The organism is Aeromonas sp. MR19, assembly GCF_963899305.1.
Taxonomy (GTDB): Bacteria; Pseudomonadota; Gammaproteobacteria; order Enterobacterales; family Aeromonadaceae; genus Aeromonas; species Aeromonas bestiarum.
This window is the reverse complement of sequence record NZ_CAWQWZ010000050.1, coordinates 1-16,088: the sequence shown is the minus strand read 5'-3', so window position 1 is coordinate 16,088 and position 16,088 is coordinate 1. Positions and strand designations below refer to the sequence as shown.

Here is a 16,088-nt window from a genome sequence, read left to right as displayed (position 1 = left end):
TTTCTGACGCCCGCCACACATGGCGGGCGTCAGCAGAGGGTGAACTCAGCGACGAGTGAGCAGCTCCTGCACCTCGTACTCCTTGACGGCATCGAGCCAGTCGACGCCCACCGCTACCCCTTCACGGGCGCAGGCGTAGTCCCAGACGGCTTGCCACGGCAGGCTGCGGGTCTCCTCCATCAGGGCCAGCCGGGTCGAGTAATCCCCCTTGCATTCGGCCTGACGCAGCATCTCAATGGGCTCGAGCAGAGCACGCAACAGCGCCTTCTTCATGTTGCGGGTACCGATAACCCAGGCCGCGATGCGGTTGATGGAGGCATCGAAGAAGTCGAGGCCGATATGCACCCGCGCCAGCAACTCATTGCGGATGATTTCATTGGCGATGGCCTGGGTTTCGTCATCCAGCAGCACCACGTGGTCGCTGTCCCAGCGCACCGGGCGGCTGACGTGCAGCAGCAGGTGCCGGACAAACAGGGAGGCCGCGCTGATCTTGTCGCTGATGACCTCGGTGGGGTGAAAATGGCCGGCATCCAGACACAGGGCTATGTCACGGGAGCTGGCATAACCCAGGTAGAACTCGTTTGACCCGACCGTGTAGGACTCGGCTCCTATGCCGAACAACTTGCTCTCCACGGCATCTATGTGGTGCGCCTCGTCGATCCGCTCGGCCAGCACCTCATCCAGTGCCGCCATCAGCCGCTGACGCGGCCCGAGCCGGTCGGCGGGCAGATCCTTCATGCCGTCCGGGATCCAGATGTTCATCACGGACGGCGTACCCAGCGCCTGACCAAAGGAGGCCGAGATACGACGGCTCGCCTTGCAGTGATCGATCCAGAAGCGGCGGATTTCGGGATCCGGATGTGACAGCGTCATGCCATCGGCGCTCAGCGGATGGGAGAAACAGCTGGGGTTGAAGTCCAGACCCACGCCTCTCTCCTTGGCCCAGCTCACCCAGTTGGCGAAGTGTTTGGGTTCAATCTTGTCCCGCGCAACCGGGCTCTCCGCCTCCAGATAGATGGCGTGCAGGTTGAGCCGCTTGGCCCCCGGGATCAGTGACATCGCCAGATCCAGATCGCGACGCAGCTCGATGGCATCGCGCGCCTTGCCCGGATAGTTGCCGGTCGCCTGAATGCCGCCGGTCAGGGCGCCGGCATCCGCTTCGAAGCCACCGACATCGTCCCCTTGCCAGCAGTGCATGGAGACGGGAATGGTGGCCAGGGTAGTCAACGCCTGATCCACATCGACGCCGAGGGCGGCATATTGCTGTTTGGCCAGGGCAAAGGCGGTTTCAATATTCGGGTTCATACAACTTCCTCTATTAACGTGTCTGAATGGGTGTGCGCGCAGAGCGCGGCAAAGCGCGTCCGGTAATGGTCCAGCTGCGGGACCTCATGCGGATGCAGGGTGTCGATGCGGGTGTTGTGGCGGATCAGGCGGCGCACGTCCGCCAGATCCTGTAAAAGGCCCAGCCCCTTGAGCTGCCAGCCGATGTTGCCGAGCGCCGAGGCCTCCACAGGCCCGGTGAGCACTGTGCATTGGCAGATGTCGGCGCAAAGCTGGTTGAGCAACCGGTTCAGGGAGCCGCCGCCTACGATGTGCAACCTGGTGATGGGCTCGCCGGTGACGCTCTCCAGCTCCCTGAGCACCTGGTCGTAGCACAGCGCCAGGCTGTCCAGCACGCAGCGCACCAGCTCGCCCGGGGTCTGCGGCGTGCCCTGTCCCGTCTCCTGACAGAAATGCTGGATGGCGCTGCGCATGCAGGCGGGATTGAGAAAACGTTCGTCGTTGGGGTGAATGAGGTAAGCAAAGGGCTCGGCCTGTTCCGCCTGCGCCACCAACTCTGCGAAGCCCAGCTGCGGCCACAGCGCCTGCAGCCCCTGCACCAGCCACAACCCCATGACGTTCTTGAGCAGACGCCAGGTTCCCTCCACTCCCCCTTCATTGGTGAGGTTGGCAGCCAGTGCGGCAGCATCGGTCAGCGGAGCCTTGCGCTCGACCCCGACCAGCGACCAGGTGCCCGAGCTGATATAGGCAGCGCCGCGTCCGCTCAGCGGGGTGGCGACTATGGCCGAGCCGGTATCGTGAGTGGCAGGCAGGATGACGCTGACCTGACGGCCGGAGGGGCTGATCCAGTGACCCAGCCGGGTGCCGGGGGCGGCGATCGGCTGCAGCCACTTGCCCCCTTCGCCGATCAACGCAATCAGTTCGGGATCCCAATCCCTGCTGCGGGCATTCACCAGCTGACTGGTGGAGGCATTGGTAAATTCACAGCTGAACTGGCCGGTCAGCCGATAGTGCAGGTAATCGGGGATCAGCAGCAGACGTGTGACCTTGTCCAGCCAGGCCGGTTTTTCATCGAGCAGGGCCCGGATCTGATAGAGGCTGTTGAACTTGAGGAACTGGATACCGCTGCGACGATAGATCTCATCGCGGGACAACTGCTGCCAGACCCGCTCCGGCACACCGTCGGTACGGGCATCGCGATAAGCCACAGTGTCACCGAGCATCTGGCCCGCCGCATCCAGCAGTACAAAATCGACCCCCCAGGAGTCGATACCCACCGCATCGAGCGCAATGCCCGCGGCATCAATTTTTTCCAGCCCGAGCAAGATATTGGAAAAGAGCCGTTCCGGTTCCCAGCAATCATGCCCATTGCTATGCACCATGCCATTGGTAAAGCGATGCATCTCCTGCATGGTGATATTGTCATTGACCGGATCATAGCTGGCCCATATTACCCGCCCGCTGGAGGCGCCTAAATCCACTGCCGCAATATTGACTGACATCGAACCGACTCCATAAATTTCGATGTCGTCACTCTAGGTTCCCTGATGGTTGGCAACCTTTCTGTTGCGGCCAAATAAATATGCTCAGCTGGCATAAAAATCGAGAAATAGAGACTGAATGACAATTGTGTGAGTGAGGTCAAATAACGCCACGGCATAAAAGGAAGCAATCGAGACTCGTTGATAAATAAATGCGAGGTAACTGTGAAAACCCTCACGAAACCCGTGCTATTTGATTGACCGGAGCCGGCGCCTGCGCATATTCACTGCTCATCACCTCATGAAGAGAGCGACCATGTTTCGCCTGCAACAGACCGATTTTTTTGACCACAACAAGGTCATCAGCGTATTGCCACGCGCTCCGCAGGAACCCTTTCCGGAGCACTGTCATTCGTTTCATGAACTCGTGCTGATCAAATCTGGCTGTGCCATCCACATCACGGACGGCAGCGCCGTGCATATCCGCCGCGGCAGTGTCTTCTACCTGCGCGAAGACGATGCCCATATGTTCGATCAGATGAAGGATCTCTGCCTGACCAACGTGCTGTTCAGGCCGGAGGGATTCCACTTCGCAGACGGGTTGCAAACCCTGCTGCAAACCAGCTGCCATCCGGCCAGTGGCGGACTGCGACTCCCCCCTTCCCTGCAACCGCAGAGCGAGCTGCTGCTGAACCAGATAGCGGCAGAAAACAGCCGGCGAGATGCCTGTTCTCCGGTGATGATCGAAGCACTGTTTTCCCAGTTGGCCGTGCTGCTCTGGCGTACCCGTCAGCAAGGAGGGGAAGCGGGCGGCAAGGGGGAAGGGGATCAGGAAAGGCTGTTGGCCCTCATTAATTATCTCGATGAAAACTATCAGGAAGAGATCGACTGGAGCCAACTGTCTGAACGTTTTTCCATTCCGCTGCGCACCCTGAACCGAAAAATACAGGAATATACTGGCTTGACCCCCAACAATTATCTCGGACGAGTGCGACTCTGCCATGCATCCTGGTTGCTCAGCCATACCAATAAATCGGTTACAGATATCGCATTTGAGAGTGGATTCAATGATGGCAATTATTTTTCGAGCAAATTTCACCATGCCTTTGAGCTGACGCCACTGCAATACAGAAAACGCTATAAATAAACTTCAATTCTTGGCCACTATATTTCCCTCACGGGCCAAAGGTTAAAGGCCGTCCGCCACAACAAGCTTAATATCCCCTTAATTTCATCCAAAGAAGAGGGATATCTGATGGCTTTTGCATTGTGTCTACCCCAGATCAGCCTGTCCGGCAGTGGAGCCATCCACGATCTGGTGCAATTGATGTGCAACCAGCCCGCCCGTCGTCCGCTGATCGTGACCGAGCGAGCCCTGATCTCGCTTGGTCTGCTGGACGGTCTGCTCGGCGCACTGCGTGATCATGGCTTCACCCCCCAGGTTTATGACGGCGTAGAGCCCAACCCGACCGATAAGGTTGCCAGCGCGGCGCTGGCAACCTGGCAGGCCGGGCAGTGCGATGCACTCATCGGCTTTGGCGGTGGCAGCGCCATGGATACCGCCAAGGCGGTGCGCGCCCTGGTTGCCAACCCGGGCAAACAGGTCCATGACTTCGAAGGCATCGGCAAGGTCGTCCACACGGGCCCCTTCATGGCCTGCATCAGCACCACCTCGGGCACGGCCGCCGAAGTGACCAGCAATGCGGTGATCACCGACACCCGTCGCAAGGTCAAAATGGTCATCATAGACCCGGCACTGATACCGACAGTGGCAGTCAACGATCCCACCCTGATGCTGGGGCTGCCCCCGGCCGTTACCGCCGCTACCGGCATGGATGCCCTGACCCATGCCATTGAGGCTTATGTCTCCATCGGTGCCCATGTGCTGACCGATCACTCGGCCCTCGCCGCCATCCGGGTAATTGCCGAATATCTGCCGCAAGCGGTGGCGAACGGCCAGGATCTGACCGCTCGCGAGATGATGGCCCACGGCCAGTTTCTGGCCGGCATGGCGTTCAACAGCGCAGGACTTGGCTATGTGCACTCTCTCGCTCATCAGCCCGGCGCCACCCACAACCTGCCGCACGGCGTGTGCAACGCCATCCTGCTGCCGGTGGTCTGCGAGTTCAATCTGGCCGTCAGGGAGGAGCGCTTCGCCGACATAGCCGCCGCCATGGGGGTGGATACCAGCGCCATGAGCAAGGCTGGTGCCGCCGTTGCCGCCATCCAGGCCATTCGCGCACTCTCCGCCCGGGTGGGTATTCCCGGTGGCCTGCATGAACTCGGTATACAGCCTGGGGATCTCGCCGGCTGGGTCGATGCCGCCGCCGCCGATCCCTGTTCCGGCTGTGCCCCCCGTGTGGCCAGCAAGGCAGAGCTGCTGGCCCTCTATCAAGCCGCGTTCTGACCCCGAACCCAGCACGACAAGCGGCCGCCCCCGGGCGGCCTCTCTGTTTTCAACAGCCTGCATACACCCATTGGCATCCAGCCCTCCGCCCCTTTGTGCACTTCTTGAAAATCCGGCCAACTCCACTCCTGGCTTGGCGCCCCCGTTGAGGCTCGACGCCGCGCCACTGGTTACAGTGGCCCCACTCACAATGGCTCTTCAACGCAAGGTAGAGGGAATGATGCAGCAGATTGAATTCAACGCAGCCGTGCGGGCTGAAATCGAGAAGGTCGTCGAGGTATCCGCCTATTTGTGGCAACGAGAGTGGGCCGAGCGCAACGGCGGCAACATTTCCGTCGATCTCACCGACATCTTTGGGCAGGCACCCGCCGACCTGAGCCAGTATCCCCACTGCCCCCTGTCCATGGTAGGGGGGGAAGGCGCCTTCCCGGCCGACAGCGCCGGTCATGTCTTCTTCGTCAAGGGCACGGGGGAACGCATACGCGAGCTGCGCAGCCCGGAGCTCGCGGGCTGCGTCCTGCGGATCGATGACGAGGCCCGGGGTTACCATATCCTGTGGGGAGGCCGTGGCTTGCACGACTACCAGCCCACCAGCGAATTCATCTCCCACGTGGAAATCGTCATGGACAAGCAACGCCGGGGGGCAGCCGATCGCTGCGTGGTACACACACATCCGCTCGAGCTGATTGCGCTCTCTCACCATCCCCGTTATGCCCGCGACAGCGCCGCTTACACCCACGCCTGCTGGAAGATGTTGCCCGAGGTGCGGGCCTTCGTGCCACGCGGCATAGGTGTGGTGCCCTACTGCATGCCCGGCAGCCAGACCATGGCGGATGGCACCACGGCCGCACTGCGCCAGCACGATGTGGCCATCTGGGAAAAACATGGTGCCGTGGCCACAGGGACGGATGCACTGATGGCCTTTGACTTCGTCGATGTGGCGAACAAGGGGGCCAAGCTGCACCTGATGTGTCTCGCCAGCGGTTTCGAGCCGGAAGGAGTCAGCCCACAGGACATGCAGGCGCTGCAGGAGACCTTCGGTCTGTAGCAAGCGGCCGGTATAGGCCCTGCCAGCGGGGCTTATGGCGATGCGCGCTCAAAACCACTGCACCTCAGGGAGGGCCGGTCTGCTAGACTGGCCCTCTTTTTATTCATCTTGCAAAGGAGTGTTGGATGTCTGCTTCTTCCTGGTGGGACAGATCCACCGGTTTTGCACTGCTGACCATCTTGCTGTGGGCCTCGCTGGCGGCGCTCACCTCCCGGATCACCAGCGTGTCACCTCTGGTGCTGGTGGGGCTGGTGCTCTTCTTCTGTGGCGCCGGTGCCCTGCCGTTCTGGCGCCAGTGGCGGGCTCGCCCCATCACCTGGCTGGTCACTGTGGCGGCGCTGCTGTTCTACCATCTGCTGCTGTTCATGAGCTTTCGCCACGCCCCCGTGCTGGAGGCGAACCTCATCAATTACCTCTGGCCCCTGTGCATCATACTGTTCACCCCCCTGCTGCTGCCGGGCCATCCACTCCATGCCCGCCACCTGCTGGCCGGCGCGCTCGGGCTGGCGGGTTCCGTGCTGGTGATGGTCAACGGCGAGTTGCAGCTGCAGCAGGCCTATCTGCCCGGCTACCTGCTGGCGCTCGGCGCCGCCATCATCTGGGGCGCCTACTCTGTGCTCTCCCGCCGGCTGCCCCCCGCCCCGGCAGTGGTAACGGCGGCGGCCTGCCTGCCCGCCGGATTGCTGGCACTGCTGCTGGCACTCTGGCTGGAAGGGCCGCTGCCCCTCGAACAGATCCCCGCCGGCGACTGGTGGCTGATCCTGGGGCTGGCGCTCGGGCCCATGGGGGCGGCCTTCGTCACCTGGTATCTGGCGCTGCGAGACGGAGATCCCCGTCGCATCGGGGCGCTGGCCTACCTGACCCCGCTGCTGAGCACCCTGTTGCTGGTGCTGCTCAATGGCGAACAGCTGACGCCCCGTCACCTGCTGGCCGGGGCCTTCATCATGGGGGGCGCCCTGCTCGGCATGCTGGGCAAGTCGCCTGCCGCCCGCAAGCAGAAGGAGCCCGCCGCGCCTTCGTTGTCATGACCTCGCCGCCATGCAGCGGCTGTCATAAAAACGCCATCTCTCCTGCTTAAGCTCACGCCGACTTCCATTCCCGTGGCTCAAGCAGGAATCCTGACGTGAAAATAGCCCATTACGCCTCCCTCTCCTCCCTGATACTGCTGCTGGTCGCCGCCGTGCAAGCCGGCGCCCTGTTTCATGGCTGGCAGCAGCTGAACCGGGCCGAACAGGCCCAGCATCAACACGAACGGCTGCAACAACGGCTGACCGGCACACTGCAAGGTACCCTGCGCGACTACCTCGCCAGCGGCGATCCCCTGCGCCTGACTGAGGCCCAGGCGCTACGCAAGCAGGCGCTCGCCCAGCTGGCGCAGCAGGATGCTGCGCTCACCGCCCCGCTGCGCGCCCTGCTCGAACGGATGGGTACTCGCATCGACGGCGACTATCTGGCGGCGGGCAAGCTCTCCGGCAACAGCCAGTGGCTGCTGCAAAACGCCGAAAACGAGCTGACCGCCCAGGCCAGGGCGCTGCTGCGTTATGGCCAGCAGGGGGCGACGGGCGCAGATCCGGCCAGCGCGGATCGATACCGCCAGGGCGCCACCGACATACTGGCGGCCCTGCCCGGACTCGGTCACCTGCGCCAGAACTACATGGAACAGGCCAGCCCCAAGCTGCTGGAGGGACTGACGTTCGAGCTGGCTGCCATGCAAAAGCAGGCACAACAACTGGCCGCCCTGCCGCTGCTAGGCCTGTTTGCTGCGCCGCCTGCCGACGAGTTCACCCTGGGTGAGCCGGAGCACAAGGAGCTGGGCGATCTGCCCAAAGCCGAACTGCTCTCCCTGCTCACGCGCTACCCGCAAGAGCTGGAAAACAGCCGCAAGGCGCTGCAACAGCAGCAGACTGCCCGCCAGGCGGTGCAGCAGGACATCCGCCAGATGCTGCAGGCCACCGGCCAGATGGGGGCCGAGCTTGCCGCCGGGCGGCAGGCGGTCAACCAGCGGCTGGCTGCCATACTCGGCAGCCTGGCGCTCTGTCTGGTGCTGGTCGCGCTGCTGTTTGCCCTGGTGCAGCGCCGCTGGCTGGTCACGCCGCTGCTGCGCCTGCGCGGTGCTTTTCTGCAACTCGACGAAACGGGTCAGGCCGAGACCCTGCCCCAGGGGCGCGAGCGCAACGAGCTCGGCGACATAGTCGCCAGTTACAACCGCCTCATCATGCGCCTGCAACAGGATCAACAGCAGAAGGAGGGGCAGCTGTCGGCGGTCTCACTGAGCCTGCAGGGCATGGTCAATCAGGTCGAAGAGATCCACCACAGCACGCGCACCACGGAACAGGCGGTGGACGAGGGCGATCTGATGATGAACGAGCTGAACCAGCTGGCCGGCGAGGTGCATCAGGTGGCCGCAGAGATAGCGCAGCACGCCCAGCACAACGAGCACTCCATGAGCCAGAGCGAGCAGCTGGTGGGGGGCATGTTGCAGGCCACGGCCCAGACCGGGCTTGCCATCGACGAGAGCAGTGGCGCCCTGACTCAGCTCAAGCGTTCGGTGGACGATGTCACCGCCATCGTCGACGTGATAGGTCACATAGCCCAGCAGACCAACCTGCTGGCGCTCAATGCAGCCATAGAGGCGGCCCGGGCGGGGGAACAGGGGCGCGGGTTTGCGGTGGTGGCCGACGAGGTGCGCCACCTCTCCGCCGACACCCAGCGATCCCTTGGCCAGATCACCGAGATCCTGATGCGGCTCACCCAGGCGGGAGATCTGCTCGGCACAGTGCTGGCGCGGATCACCTCGGAGGCAGCCGCCCAGCGCCAGCAGGCGGAGCAGTTGCGCCAGACCACCCAGGCGGTGCGGGAGATGGCGCGCAGCACAGCCGTCATAGCGCTGCAGGGGGCCGACAACGCCAAGAGCCAGGAACACAAGCTGGCCAGCTTCGCCGATCTCATCGCGCGCATCAGCCAGCACGCCCGCCAGGGCAGCCGCCTCTCGGTGCAGGTGTCGGAGCACATCCATCACCAGGCCAGCCAGATCCCGCGCATCCTCGGCCATCAGGCCTGAATCTCCCGTCCAGATCTCCTTCCGAGTCCACTGCCCCCGCCCCCAACGCGGGGGCATATCTTTTTTTGTGCCACAAAATTATCTGTTGCATACAGGTTAACGAAAAAAGTTATGCCCCTTGTGAGAGATCCGCCCGCGTCGCTGGTCAATTTCACCTGAAAACGCTATCAGCACTGATATGAGCGGGCTGGGAGTGTCCACAACAAGATCCATGATTATTTGCACTCGGTCATATTTTTGAAACTTGGTGGGAACTTTTCATTGATATTTCGCACCGCGAACGTACTCTTGGAATTGTCCGATAGCCAAGAATCGGAACACAAAAAATAAAATGATGTGATGAACAGAGCTGCCCACCGCAGATGTGCCAAGACGTCGCGGCCGCAGACGAGCTACCAGAAATTTTTTGCCCTACGGGGTTTTGATTGCAATGCCAATACCGAGCGGCGGGCCATCGCCTGACTGCCGGACAAAAAAGCTAAGTCCATAAAATCAGGAGCAATACAAAATGGAAAAAGTGATCTTCAAGCGTGCCGCATTGAGCGCAGCCGTTGTTGCCGCCTTGGTCGCCCCCGGTATGGCATTCGCTGCCGACGAAGCCGGTCCTGCCTATGCTGCCGCCGCCAGCAAATTCTATGAAGAAGGCAAACTCAACGGTGGCCTCTTCTACTTCCAGCGTGATCGTCAGCGTATCGATGGCGACCCGACTGCCGCCAAGAAAGAAGGCAAATACCAGTCCAACCTGAGCCATGCCACTACCCAGGCCTCCCTTAACTTCAACTCGGGTTATGCCTGGGACATCGTCGGTATCGACGTGGGGGGCTTCGGTGCCTATGACCTGGCCGTGACCGAGAACCATGCGGTCAACCAGGAGAACGAATTCTCCTTCGCCGGCAACAAGTGGGGCGAAAACTACAAGGATGGCTCCCCCGAGGGTGGCTTCAGCCTGGCCAACGCCTCCCTGAAACTGAAAGCACTGGACGGTGCCATCACCGCCAAGGGCGGCCTGACCCAGCTCTACGTTCCGGGCGTGATCGGTGTGAACTGGTCCTATCAGCCGGGTACCTACCGTGGTGGCCAGATCGAGGGTAACTTCGGTGGCCTCTACCTGACCTACGCCATCGCCGACGAGTACAAGTCCCCCTGGTACAAGGAGACCCAGAAGTTCTCCCGCGCCAAGGCATGGATGGATCCGTTCGCCGATGAAAACGTCATCGACTACATCCAGGGTGTAGCCGCACGTTATACCTTCGAAAATGGCACCGCCATCACCGGCTCCTACGGTAACTCCGAAAAATATATGGACAGCTACCACTTCAAGCTGGCCCATAAATTCGACGTGCTGAACGGCCTCTCCACCAGCTATCAGTTCTACGGTTCCGAAACCGACACCTATCAGAAGGGTGGTGCCGACATCGAGACTTATGACGGCATGGCATGGCAACAAGCGCTGACCGCCGCCTGGGGCACAGGCCCGTACGGCTTCCGTCTGGAAGGTCTGTGGACCAAGGCCGAGGGTAACGAAGGCAACTACCTGCCCCGTCTGACCCGTGGCTACGGCAACTCCCAGGGCGCGAACGAAATCTGGTGGGATTCCCGCTCCGACTGGAACGCGAACAACGAGAAAGCACTGTTCTTCGGCGTGACCCGTTCCCTGGATGATCTGGTGGGTGCACCAGGCTGGTCCGTCGGTGTCTCCGGCGCCTACGGCTGGGATATCCAGAAAGGCGACGGCACCAAGGCCACCAACGGTGAAGATACCGAATGGGCAGCCAACTTCGACGTCATGTACACGGTGCAGGATGGCAAGCTGAAAGGCACACTGTTCAAACTGCACTACACAGATTACAACAACGACATCAGCCAGGGCGGCGGTTGGACCGAATACCCGAACATCTTCGCCTCCGAGCATGACGTCAAGTTCCACATCATAATGCCGTTCACCATACTGTAAGCAGGTGGTAGAACCTCAGCAAACCGGGCCACGTGGCCCGGTTTTCTTTTTTGTCGCGCTCGGGCTACCATGCCCGCTTCGGCCAGACTCTGGTCGCCAACAAGGATGACCTTTATGCCCCACCCCTTCGTGCTCATCACCGGCTGCTCCAGCGGCATCGGCCTCGCCGCCGCCAAGGCGCTCGGGGTTCACGGCTTCAGCGTGATCGCCTCCGCCCGCAAGGCCGACGATGTGGCACAGCTGCAACAGCAGGGTCTGCAGGCGGTTCAACTGGATCTCGCGGACACCGCCAGCATAGAGCGGGGGGCGGCAGAGGCGCTGGCGCTGGCGGGGGGCCGTCTCTATGGCCTGTTCAACAACGGTGCCTATGGCCAACCCGGCGCGCTGGAGGACTTGCCCACGGAAGCACTGCGTGCCCAGTTCGACACCAACCTGTTTGGCTGGCACCACCTGATCCGCCAGATACTGCCGGCCATGCTGGCGGCAGGAGAGGGACGGATAGTGCAGAACAGCTCTGTGCTGGGGCTGGTGGCCATGAAGTATCGCGGCGCCTACAACGCCAGCAAGTTTGCGCTGGAAGGCTATACAGACACACTGCGCCTGGAACTCGAAGGCAGCGGCGTGCACATCAGCCTGATCGAGCCGGGCCCCATCGATACCCGCTTTCGCGCCAATGCCCGCGCCGCCTTCGTGCGCCATATAGATCCGGCCCAGAGCCGCCATCAGGGCGCCTATCGCCAGACCCTGACCCGGCTGGAAAAAGAGGGGGCCACCAGCGGTTTCACGCTGCCAAGCGAAGCCTGCATACCGCCGCTGCTGCATGCGCTGCAGAGCAAGCGGCCAAAGCATCGCTACCCTGTCACCTTTCCGACCCGGCTGTTTTCGGTATTGCGCCGCCTGCTGCCAAGCCGCTGGCTCGACAGGATCCTGGCCAAGTCGGCCTGATCCCGTTGGAGGCTATGGGCATCCAGCAACCCGGGTCGGGTTGGCCGCGTAACGGCGTAACCCGACGCACCGACCCTGTTTACCCTCGCCTCAATAGTGCTGACCGTCGCTGTAGTAGTGGCTTTTGACGATGGGCAGCACCTGCACCACCACATAGGTCTGCTCCCCCAGCGCAGCCTTCAGATGGCGGGTAATGAGCGCCGCGGCGGCGTCTTGCAGCTCCTGCGGTCGTTCGAACCAGACCAGCTCCACGAACGGAAAACCGGCTTCGATCACCCCGTCGCGTACCCAGTGGCTGTCGATGCACTCCATGGTGACGAACTCCGGTTTGCCGCCGGTCAGGGCGCACAGATCCGCCAGCAGGGGAGTGCTTATCTGCTGCAGGGTATCGACGGAGACGGCCCGAAAACGAAGATGGGGCATGGGAAACCTCTTGGCTGTGACGAATGAGGACTTATCATAGGGCTTATTGTTATGAAGAGAAGCCATCCCGCCAACATAAGGTGCCTCATGAGATTTCATCGCACGCTGATTTCCTTCCTGCTCTGTCTGCTGCTGCCGCTGACCGCCTTTGCCGACCCCGCCTTCTATCGGGTGAGCAAGGGTGACCAGCAGCACTGGCTGCTGGGCTCCATTCATGCGGGCAAACCCTCGCTCTATCCGCTGCCCGATCCCGTCGAGCGCGCCTGGCAACAGAGCCGCGCCCTGGTGATGGAGGCCGACCTGACCCACATCAGCCAGACGCAGTGGCGGGAGATGGGCGCCATCACCCGGCTGGTGGATGGCAAGACCCTCAAGGATCACGTGCCGCTCGATCTGTATCGGCGCACCATCATAGCCGCCGGCCAGAATGGCCTGACCGAAAACATGCTCTCCCCGCTGCGCCCCTGGTTTGCGGCCATCACCCTGACCCAGGCGGCGCTGGAACGTACCGGTTTCAGCAGTGCGCTCGGGGTGGATCAGCACTTCGCCAAGCGCGCCACCGAGAGCGGCAAGCCCATCATCGGCTTCGAGACCCTGCTCGAACAGCTCGGCTACCTCGCCAGCGTCGGTGACAACCAGACCCTGATGCTGGAGAGCACCCTGGATGAGCTGCCCCAGCTTGAAACCGGCTTTCGCGACGTGATGAAGGCGTGGCAGGAGGGGGATCAGGCCGCCCTGGTCAAGCTGCTCAAAGCCGAGATGGCACCGCCCAAGCTGCAAGCCTGGCTGGAGCAGACCCTGCTGGCGGAGCGCAACCGCAACTGGCTGAAGAAGTGGCCGACCCTGCCGAACGAGAGCTTTATCGTGGTAGGCGCCCTGCACCTTTATGGCGACCAGGGGTTGATCGCCCTGCTGGAGCAGCAGGGGTGGCGCATCACACAGCTCACCGAGCCAGGCCCAGGCTCGGCCGCCAAGTGATGCCCCATCCGTGCGCCTGATCTGCCCGGCGGCTTGGCCGAGTGCGAGGCCGCTCACAGATCCGGTTGCCGGTTAAATAACCACCACGGGACTTGATCGAGATCATCTCTTCACTCCCAAAGAGGTATCTATCATGCCTGTCATCAATGGGATGACAGGAGTGCATGAGATGGAATTTTGGATGAACCTGATGTTCGGCAACAGCGTGGGGCTCATGTCCATGTTGGTGATTATCGGTACCTTCCTGCTGATCAGTTCCTACGCGGCCTATTTCATCTACAAGGTGATGAACGCCAAGCCGCCGAAAGAGGAGCAGTAACACATCTCGTCAGGCGATCCCCCGATCGCCTGTTGTCGCCTGCCCGGCCCGACTGACAGGGCCGTCTGACTGGCTACCCCCATTTTCTGACCCCGACTCCCCCGCTATAATGCCCGCTCATTCCAATGCGGGGAGCCTGCCGTGTCTCATGACGACGAACTCTCACTGTTTCTGCAGGAAGTGGCCGACGTGCGGCCCATTCGCAGCGACAACACCCTCTCCCTCACGGGCACATCCGCCCCGACCGAGGCGCAACTGGCCCGTCGCCAGGCCGCGACCGCCGAGCAACTGACCCTGGATCACCTAAGCATGGAGGCGGTCGAGCTGCTCGATCCCCACGCCATCGTCGGCTTCAAGCGCGACGGTGTGCAGGAGGGGGTCTACAAGAAGCTGCGGCTCGGCAAATATGAGCTGCAGGCGAGCCTGGACCTGCACCAGAAGACGCTCAACGAAGCGCGCCAGAGCCTGGTGCAGTTCATTGCGGATTGCGAGGTGCGGGACATCCGCTGCCTGCTGATCCTGCACGGCAAGGGCGAGCGCAGCACACCGCGCGCCCAGCTGAAAAGCCATGTCAGCACCTGGTTGCCACAACTGCCGGCCGTGATGGCCATGCACAGCGCCGAGCGCCGCCACGGCGGCAGTGGCGCCCTCTATGTGTTGCTGCGAAAAAGCGAGCGCAAGAAGGTGGAGAACCGCGAGCGACACCAGAAGCGGCGCGGCTAGCCAGCCCCCGTCATCTGGTCAGTCATCCCAGGCCAGGGTGGTAAAACGCACGAGGGCAGTGTTAGCATCGATCGGCCCCGATCATGCCAGGTACGGGGCATACCATCAGGGACGATAACAAGGACAATCCCATGTCATATCAAAAACTTGAACAACATCAGCAACAGCTGCACCGGCTCTCCCACCTCAGCGCCATCTGCGGCTGGGATCGGGCAGCCATGATGCCGGAAGGCGGCAACGAGGCACGTGCCGAGGCCATGGCCGAACTCGGCGTGCTGATCCATCAAAAGCGCACCGCCCCCGAGCTCGGCGACTGGATCGCCAAGGCCGAGAGCGAACCACTGGATGAGATCCAGCACGCGAACCTGCGCGAAATCAAGCGCCACTGGCAGGATGCGAGCCTGCTGCCAAGCGATCTGGTCGAAGCGCTGTCGCTGGCCGGCAGCAAGTGCGAGCACGCCTGGCGTGGCCAGCGCAAAAACAACGACTGGGCAGGCTTCGCCCCGAATCTCAAGGACGTGGTGACGCTGTCGCGGGAAGTGGCGCGCCTTCGCGCCGAGGCACTCGGTGTACGCCCCTACGACGCCATGCTGGCACTGTACGAACCCGGCATGACGAGTGCGCGGCTCGATCAGATCTTCGGCGATCTCACCGGCTGGCTGCCGTCCCTCATCCAGCAGGTGAGTGAACAGCAGAAGCATGACGCCATCTTGATCCCGCAGGGGCCCTTCCCCATCGCGAGCCAGCAGGCGCTCGGCCAGGAGGTGATGGGCGTGCTCGGCTTTGATTTCGCCCACGGCCGGCTCGATGTGAGCAGCCACCCGTTCTGCGGCGGCGTGCCGACCGACCAAAGATAATTTGGTACGTTAAATGCTCAATTCCTCACTGAATAATTTCTTCTTAAAAATCAATCACATGAGAAGTTCACTAATTAGACAGTGATATCTGCTTTTTATGTGCGGAAGTCAGTAAAGCACGTGACAATATTCAATAAAATCAGACGCTAATAAAAAGTCAATCACTAGTTTACGCTTCGGTACTGCGCAAAACTCTTCGTTTGTTCAGATGAACAAATAAAAAACGTCAATATTCCCCTCAGTTAGTTCCCCGTATTGCTTCCCTTTGTGTTGTTCAAATTTGAACGTAAAACACTCCATAACTGGCATAGGAGTTATTTTTCGGGTGCGTCCTACAACCTCGTTTTTAGTTGTTATAACAAGGCCCAAAACAACTAAAAATAGGAAAGTAGAATGCAGTACCCAATAGAATACGAAGGTTACAAAATCACCAATGTAAAGCGAGACGTGGTTGACTATCGAGGTAAGATAAATCCCCCGCCTTGAATCGCCCCTACTTTCCTAGACACCTCAAGAGCCTCAAACTGAGGTCATTCAGGAGGTGTTATGAGCAAGCAGCAACGTTACACGGAAGAATTTAAACTGGCCGCCGTCAAGCAGGTGACTGA

13 protein-coding genes and 1 pseudogene are annotated in these 16,088 nt (G+C 61.2%); 11 read left to right on the top strand and 3 right to left on the bottom strand.

Annotated elements, in window-relative coordinates:
• Positions 1-45: 45 nt before the first annotated feature.
• Both AACQ95_RS17210 and rhaB read right to left on the bottom strand, forming a co-directional pair.
• The gene (locus tag AACQ95_RS17210; RefSeq protein WP_098984893.1) at positions 46-1,305 is read right to left on the bottom strand and encodes an L-rhamnose isomerase; all 1,260 of its coding nucleotides are present in this window, start codon (positions 1,303-1,305) and stop codon (positions 46-48) included.
• Positions 1,302-2,786 (bottom strand): rhamnulokinase, encoded by a 1,485-nt coding sequence (rhaB, locus tag AACQ95_RS17205; protein WP_241279166.1) that lies wholly within the window; start codon positions 2,784-2,786, stop codon positions 1,302-1,304. Before rhaB ends, AACQ95_RS17210 begins: the two co-directional genes overlap by 4 nt.
• Positions 2,787-3,081: 295 nt before the next feature.
• On the opposite strand from rhaB, the gene AACQ95_RS17200 reads away from it, so the two are divergent.
• The 7 genes from AACQ95_RS17200 to AACQ95_RS17170 all read left to right on the top strand — a co-directional run bounded on the left by AACQ95_RS17200 (position 3,082) and on the right by AACQ95_RS17170 (position 12,180).
• Positions 3,082-3,912: a helix-turn-helix domain-containing protein gene (locus AACQ95_RS17200; RefSeq protein WP_216640170.1), complete on the top strand. Its 831-nt coding sequence runs from the start codon at positions 3,082-3,084 to the stop codon at positions 3,910-3,912.
• A 108-nt stretch (positions 3,913-4,020) separates the two neighbouring features.
• Positions 4,021-5,172, top strand: coding sequence for an iron-containing alcohol dehydrogenase (locus tag AACQ95_RS17195; RefSeq protein ID WP_241279165.1), 1,152 nt, complete (start codon positions 4,021-4,023; stop codon positions 5,170-5,172).
• Between the two features lie 217 nt (positions 5,173-5,389).
• Positions 5,390-6,220 carry a rhamnulose-1-phosphate aldolase gene (gene rhaD, locus AACQ95_RS17190; RefSeq protein ID WP_205619597.1) on the top strand — a complete coding sequence of 277 codons (831 nt, stop codon included), beginning with the start codon at positions 5,390-5,392 and terminating at the stop codon, positions 6,218-6,220.
• A gap of 125 nt (positions 6,221-6,345) precedes the next feature.
• Entirely contained in the window at positions 6,346-7,248 is a 903-nt protein-coding gene (locus AACQ95_RS17185) for a DMT family transporter (RefSeq protein ID WP_241279164.1), read from the top strand.
• Positions 7,249-7,343: 95 nt separating this feature from the next.
• Positions 7,344-9,281: a methyl-accepting chemotaxis protein gene (locus tag AACQ95_RS17180; protein WP_241279163.1), complete on the top strand. Its 1,938-nt coding sequence runs from the start codon at positions 7,344-7,346 to the stop codon at positions 9,279-9,281.
• A gap of 508 nt (positions 9,282-9,789) precedes the next feature.
• Positions 9,790-11,235 carry an OprD family outer membrane porin gene (locus tag AACQ95_RS17175; protein WP_043554719.1) on the top strand — a complete coding sequence of 482 codons (1,446 nt, stop codon included), beginning with the start codon at positions 9,790-9,792 and terminating at the stop codon, positions 11,233-11,235.
• Positions 11,236-11,349: 114 nt separating this feature from the next.
• Positions 11,350-12,180, top strand: coding sequence for an SDR family oxidoreductase (locus AACQ95_RS17170; RefSeq protein ID WP_241279162.1), 831 nt, complete (start codon positions 11,350-11,352; stop codon positions 12,178-12,180).
• A gap of 90 nt (positions 12,181-12,270) precedes the next feature.
• On the opposite strand, the gene AACQ95_RS17165 is transcribed toward AACQ95_RS17170, so the two are convergent.
• The gene (locus AACQ95_RS17165) at positions 12,271-12,603 is read right to left on the bottom strand and encodes a DUF1904 family protein (RefSeq protein ID WP_241279161.1); all 333 of its coding nucleotides are present in this window, start codon (positions 12,601-12,603) and stop codon (positions 12,271-12,273) included.
• Positions 12,604-12,690: 87 nt separating this feature from the next.
• Here AACQ95_RS17165 and AACQ95_RS17160 point away from each other — a divergent pair, with 87 nt between their 5' ends.
• The 4 genes and pseudogenes from AACQ95_RS17160 to AACQ95_RS17145 form a co-directional block, all read left to right on the top strand.
• Positions 12,691-13,581 (top strand): TraB/GumN family protein, encoded by an 891-nt coding sequence (locus AACQ95_RS17160; RefSeq protein ID WP_241279160.1) that lies wholly within the window; start codon positions 12,691-12,693, stop codon positions 13,579-13,581.
• A 133-nt stretch (positions 13,582-13,714) separates the two neighbouring features.
• Positions 13,715-13,900 (top strand): DUF3149 domain-containing protein, encoded by a 186-nt coding sequence (locus tag AACQ95_RS17155; RefSeq protein ID WP_098984905.1) that lies wholly within the window; start codon positions 13,715-13,717, stop codon positions 13,898-13,900.
• A gap of 141 nt (positions 13,901-14,041) precedes the next feature.
• Complete coding sequence (smrA, locus tag AACQ95_RS17150; RefSeq protein WP_241279159.1) at positions 14,042-14,623, top strand: DNA endonuclease SmrA; 582 nt, start codon at positions 14,042-14,044, stop codon at positions 14,621-14,623.
• Positions 14,624-14,754: 131 nt separating this feature from the next.
• Positions 14,755-15,477 (top strand): annotated as a pseudogene (locus AACQ95_RS17145) (carboxypeptidase M32); the annotation flags it as partial.
• Between the last annotated feature and the right edge of the window lie 611 nt (positions 15,478-16,088).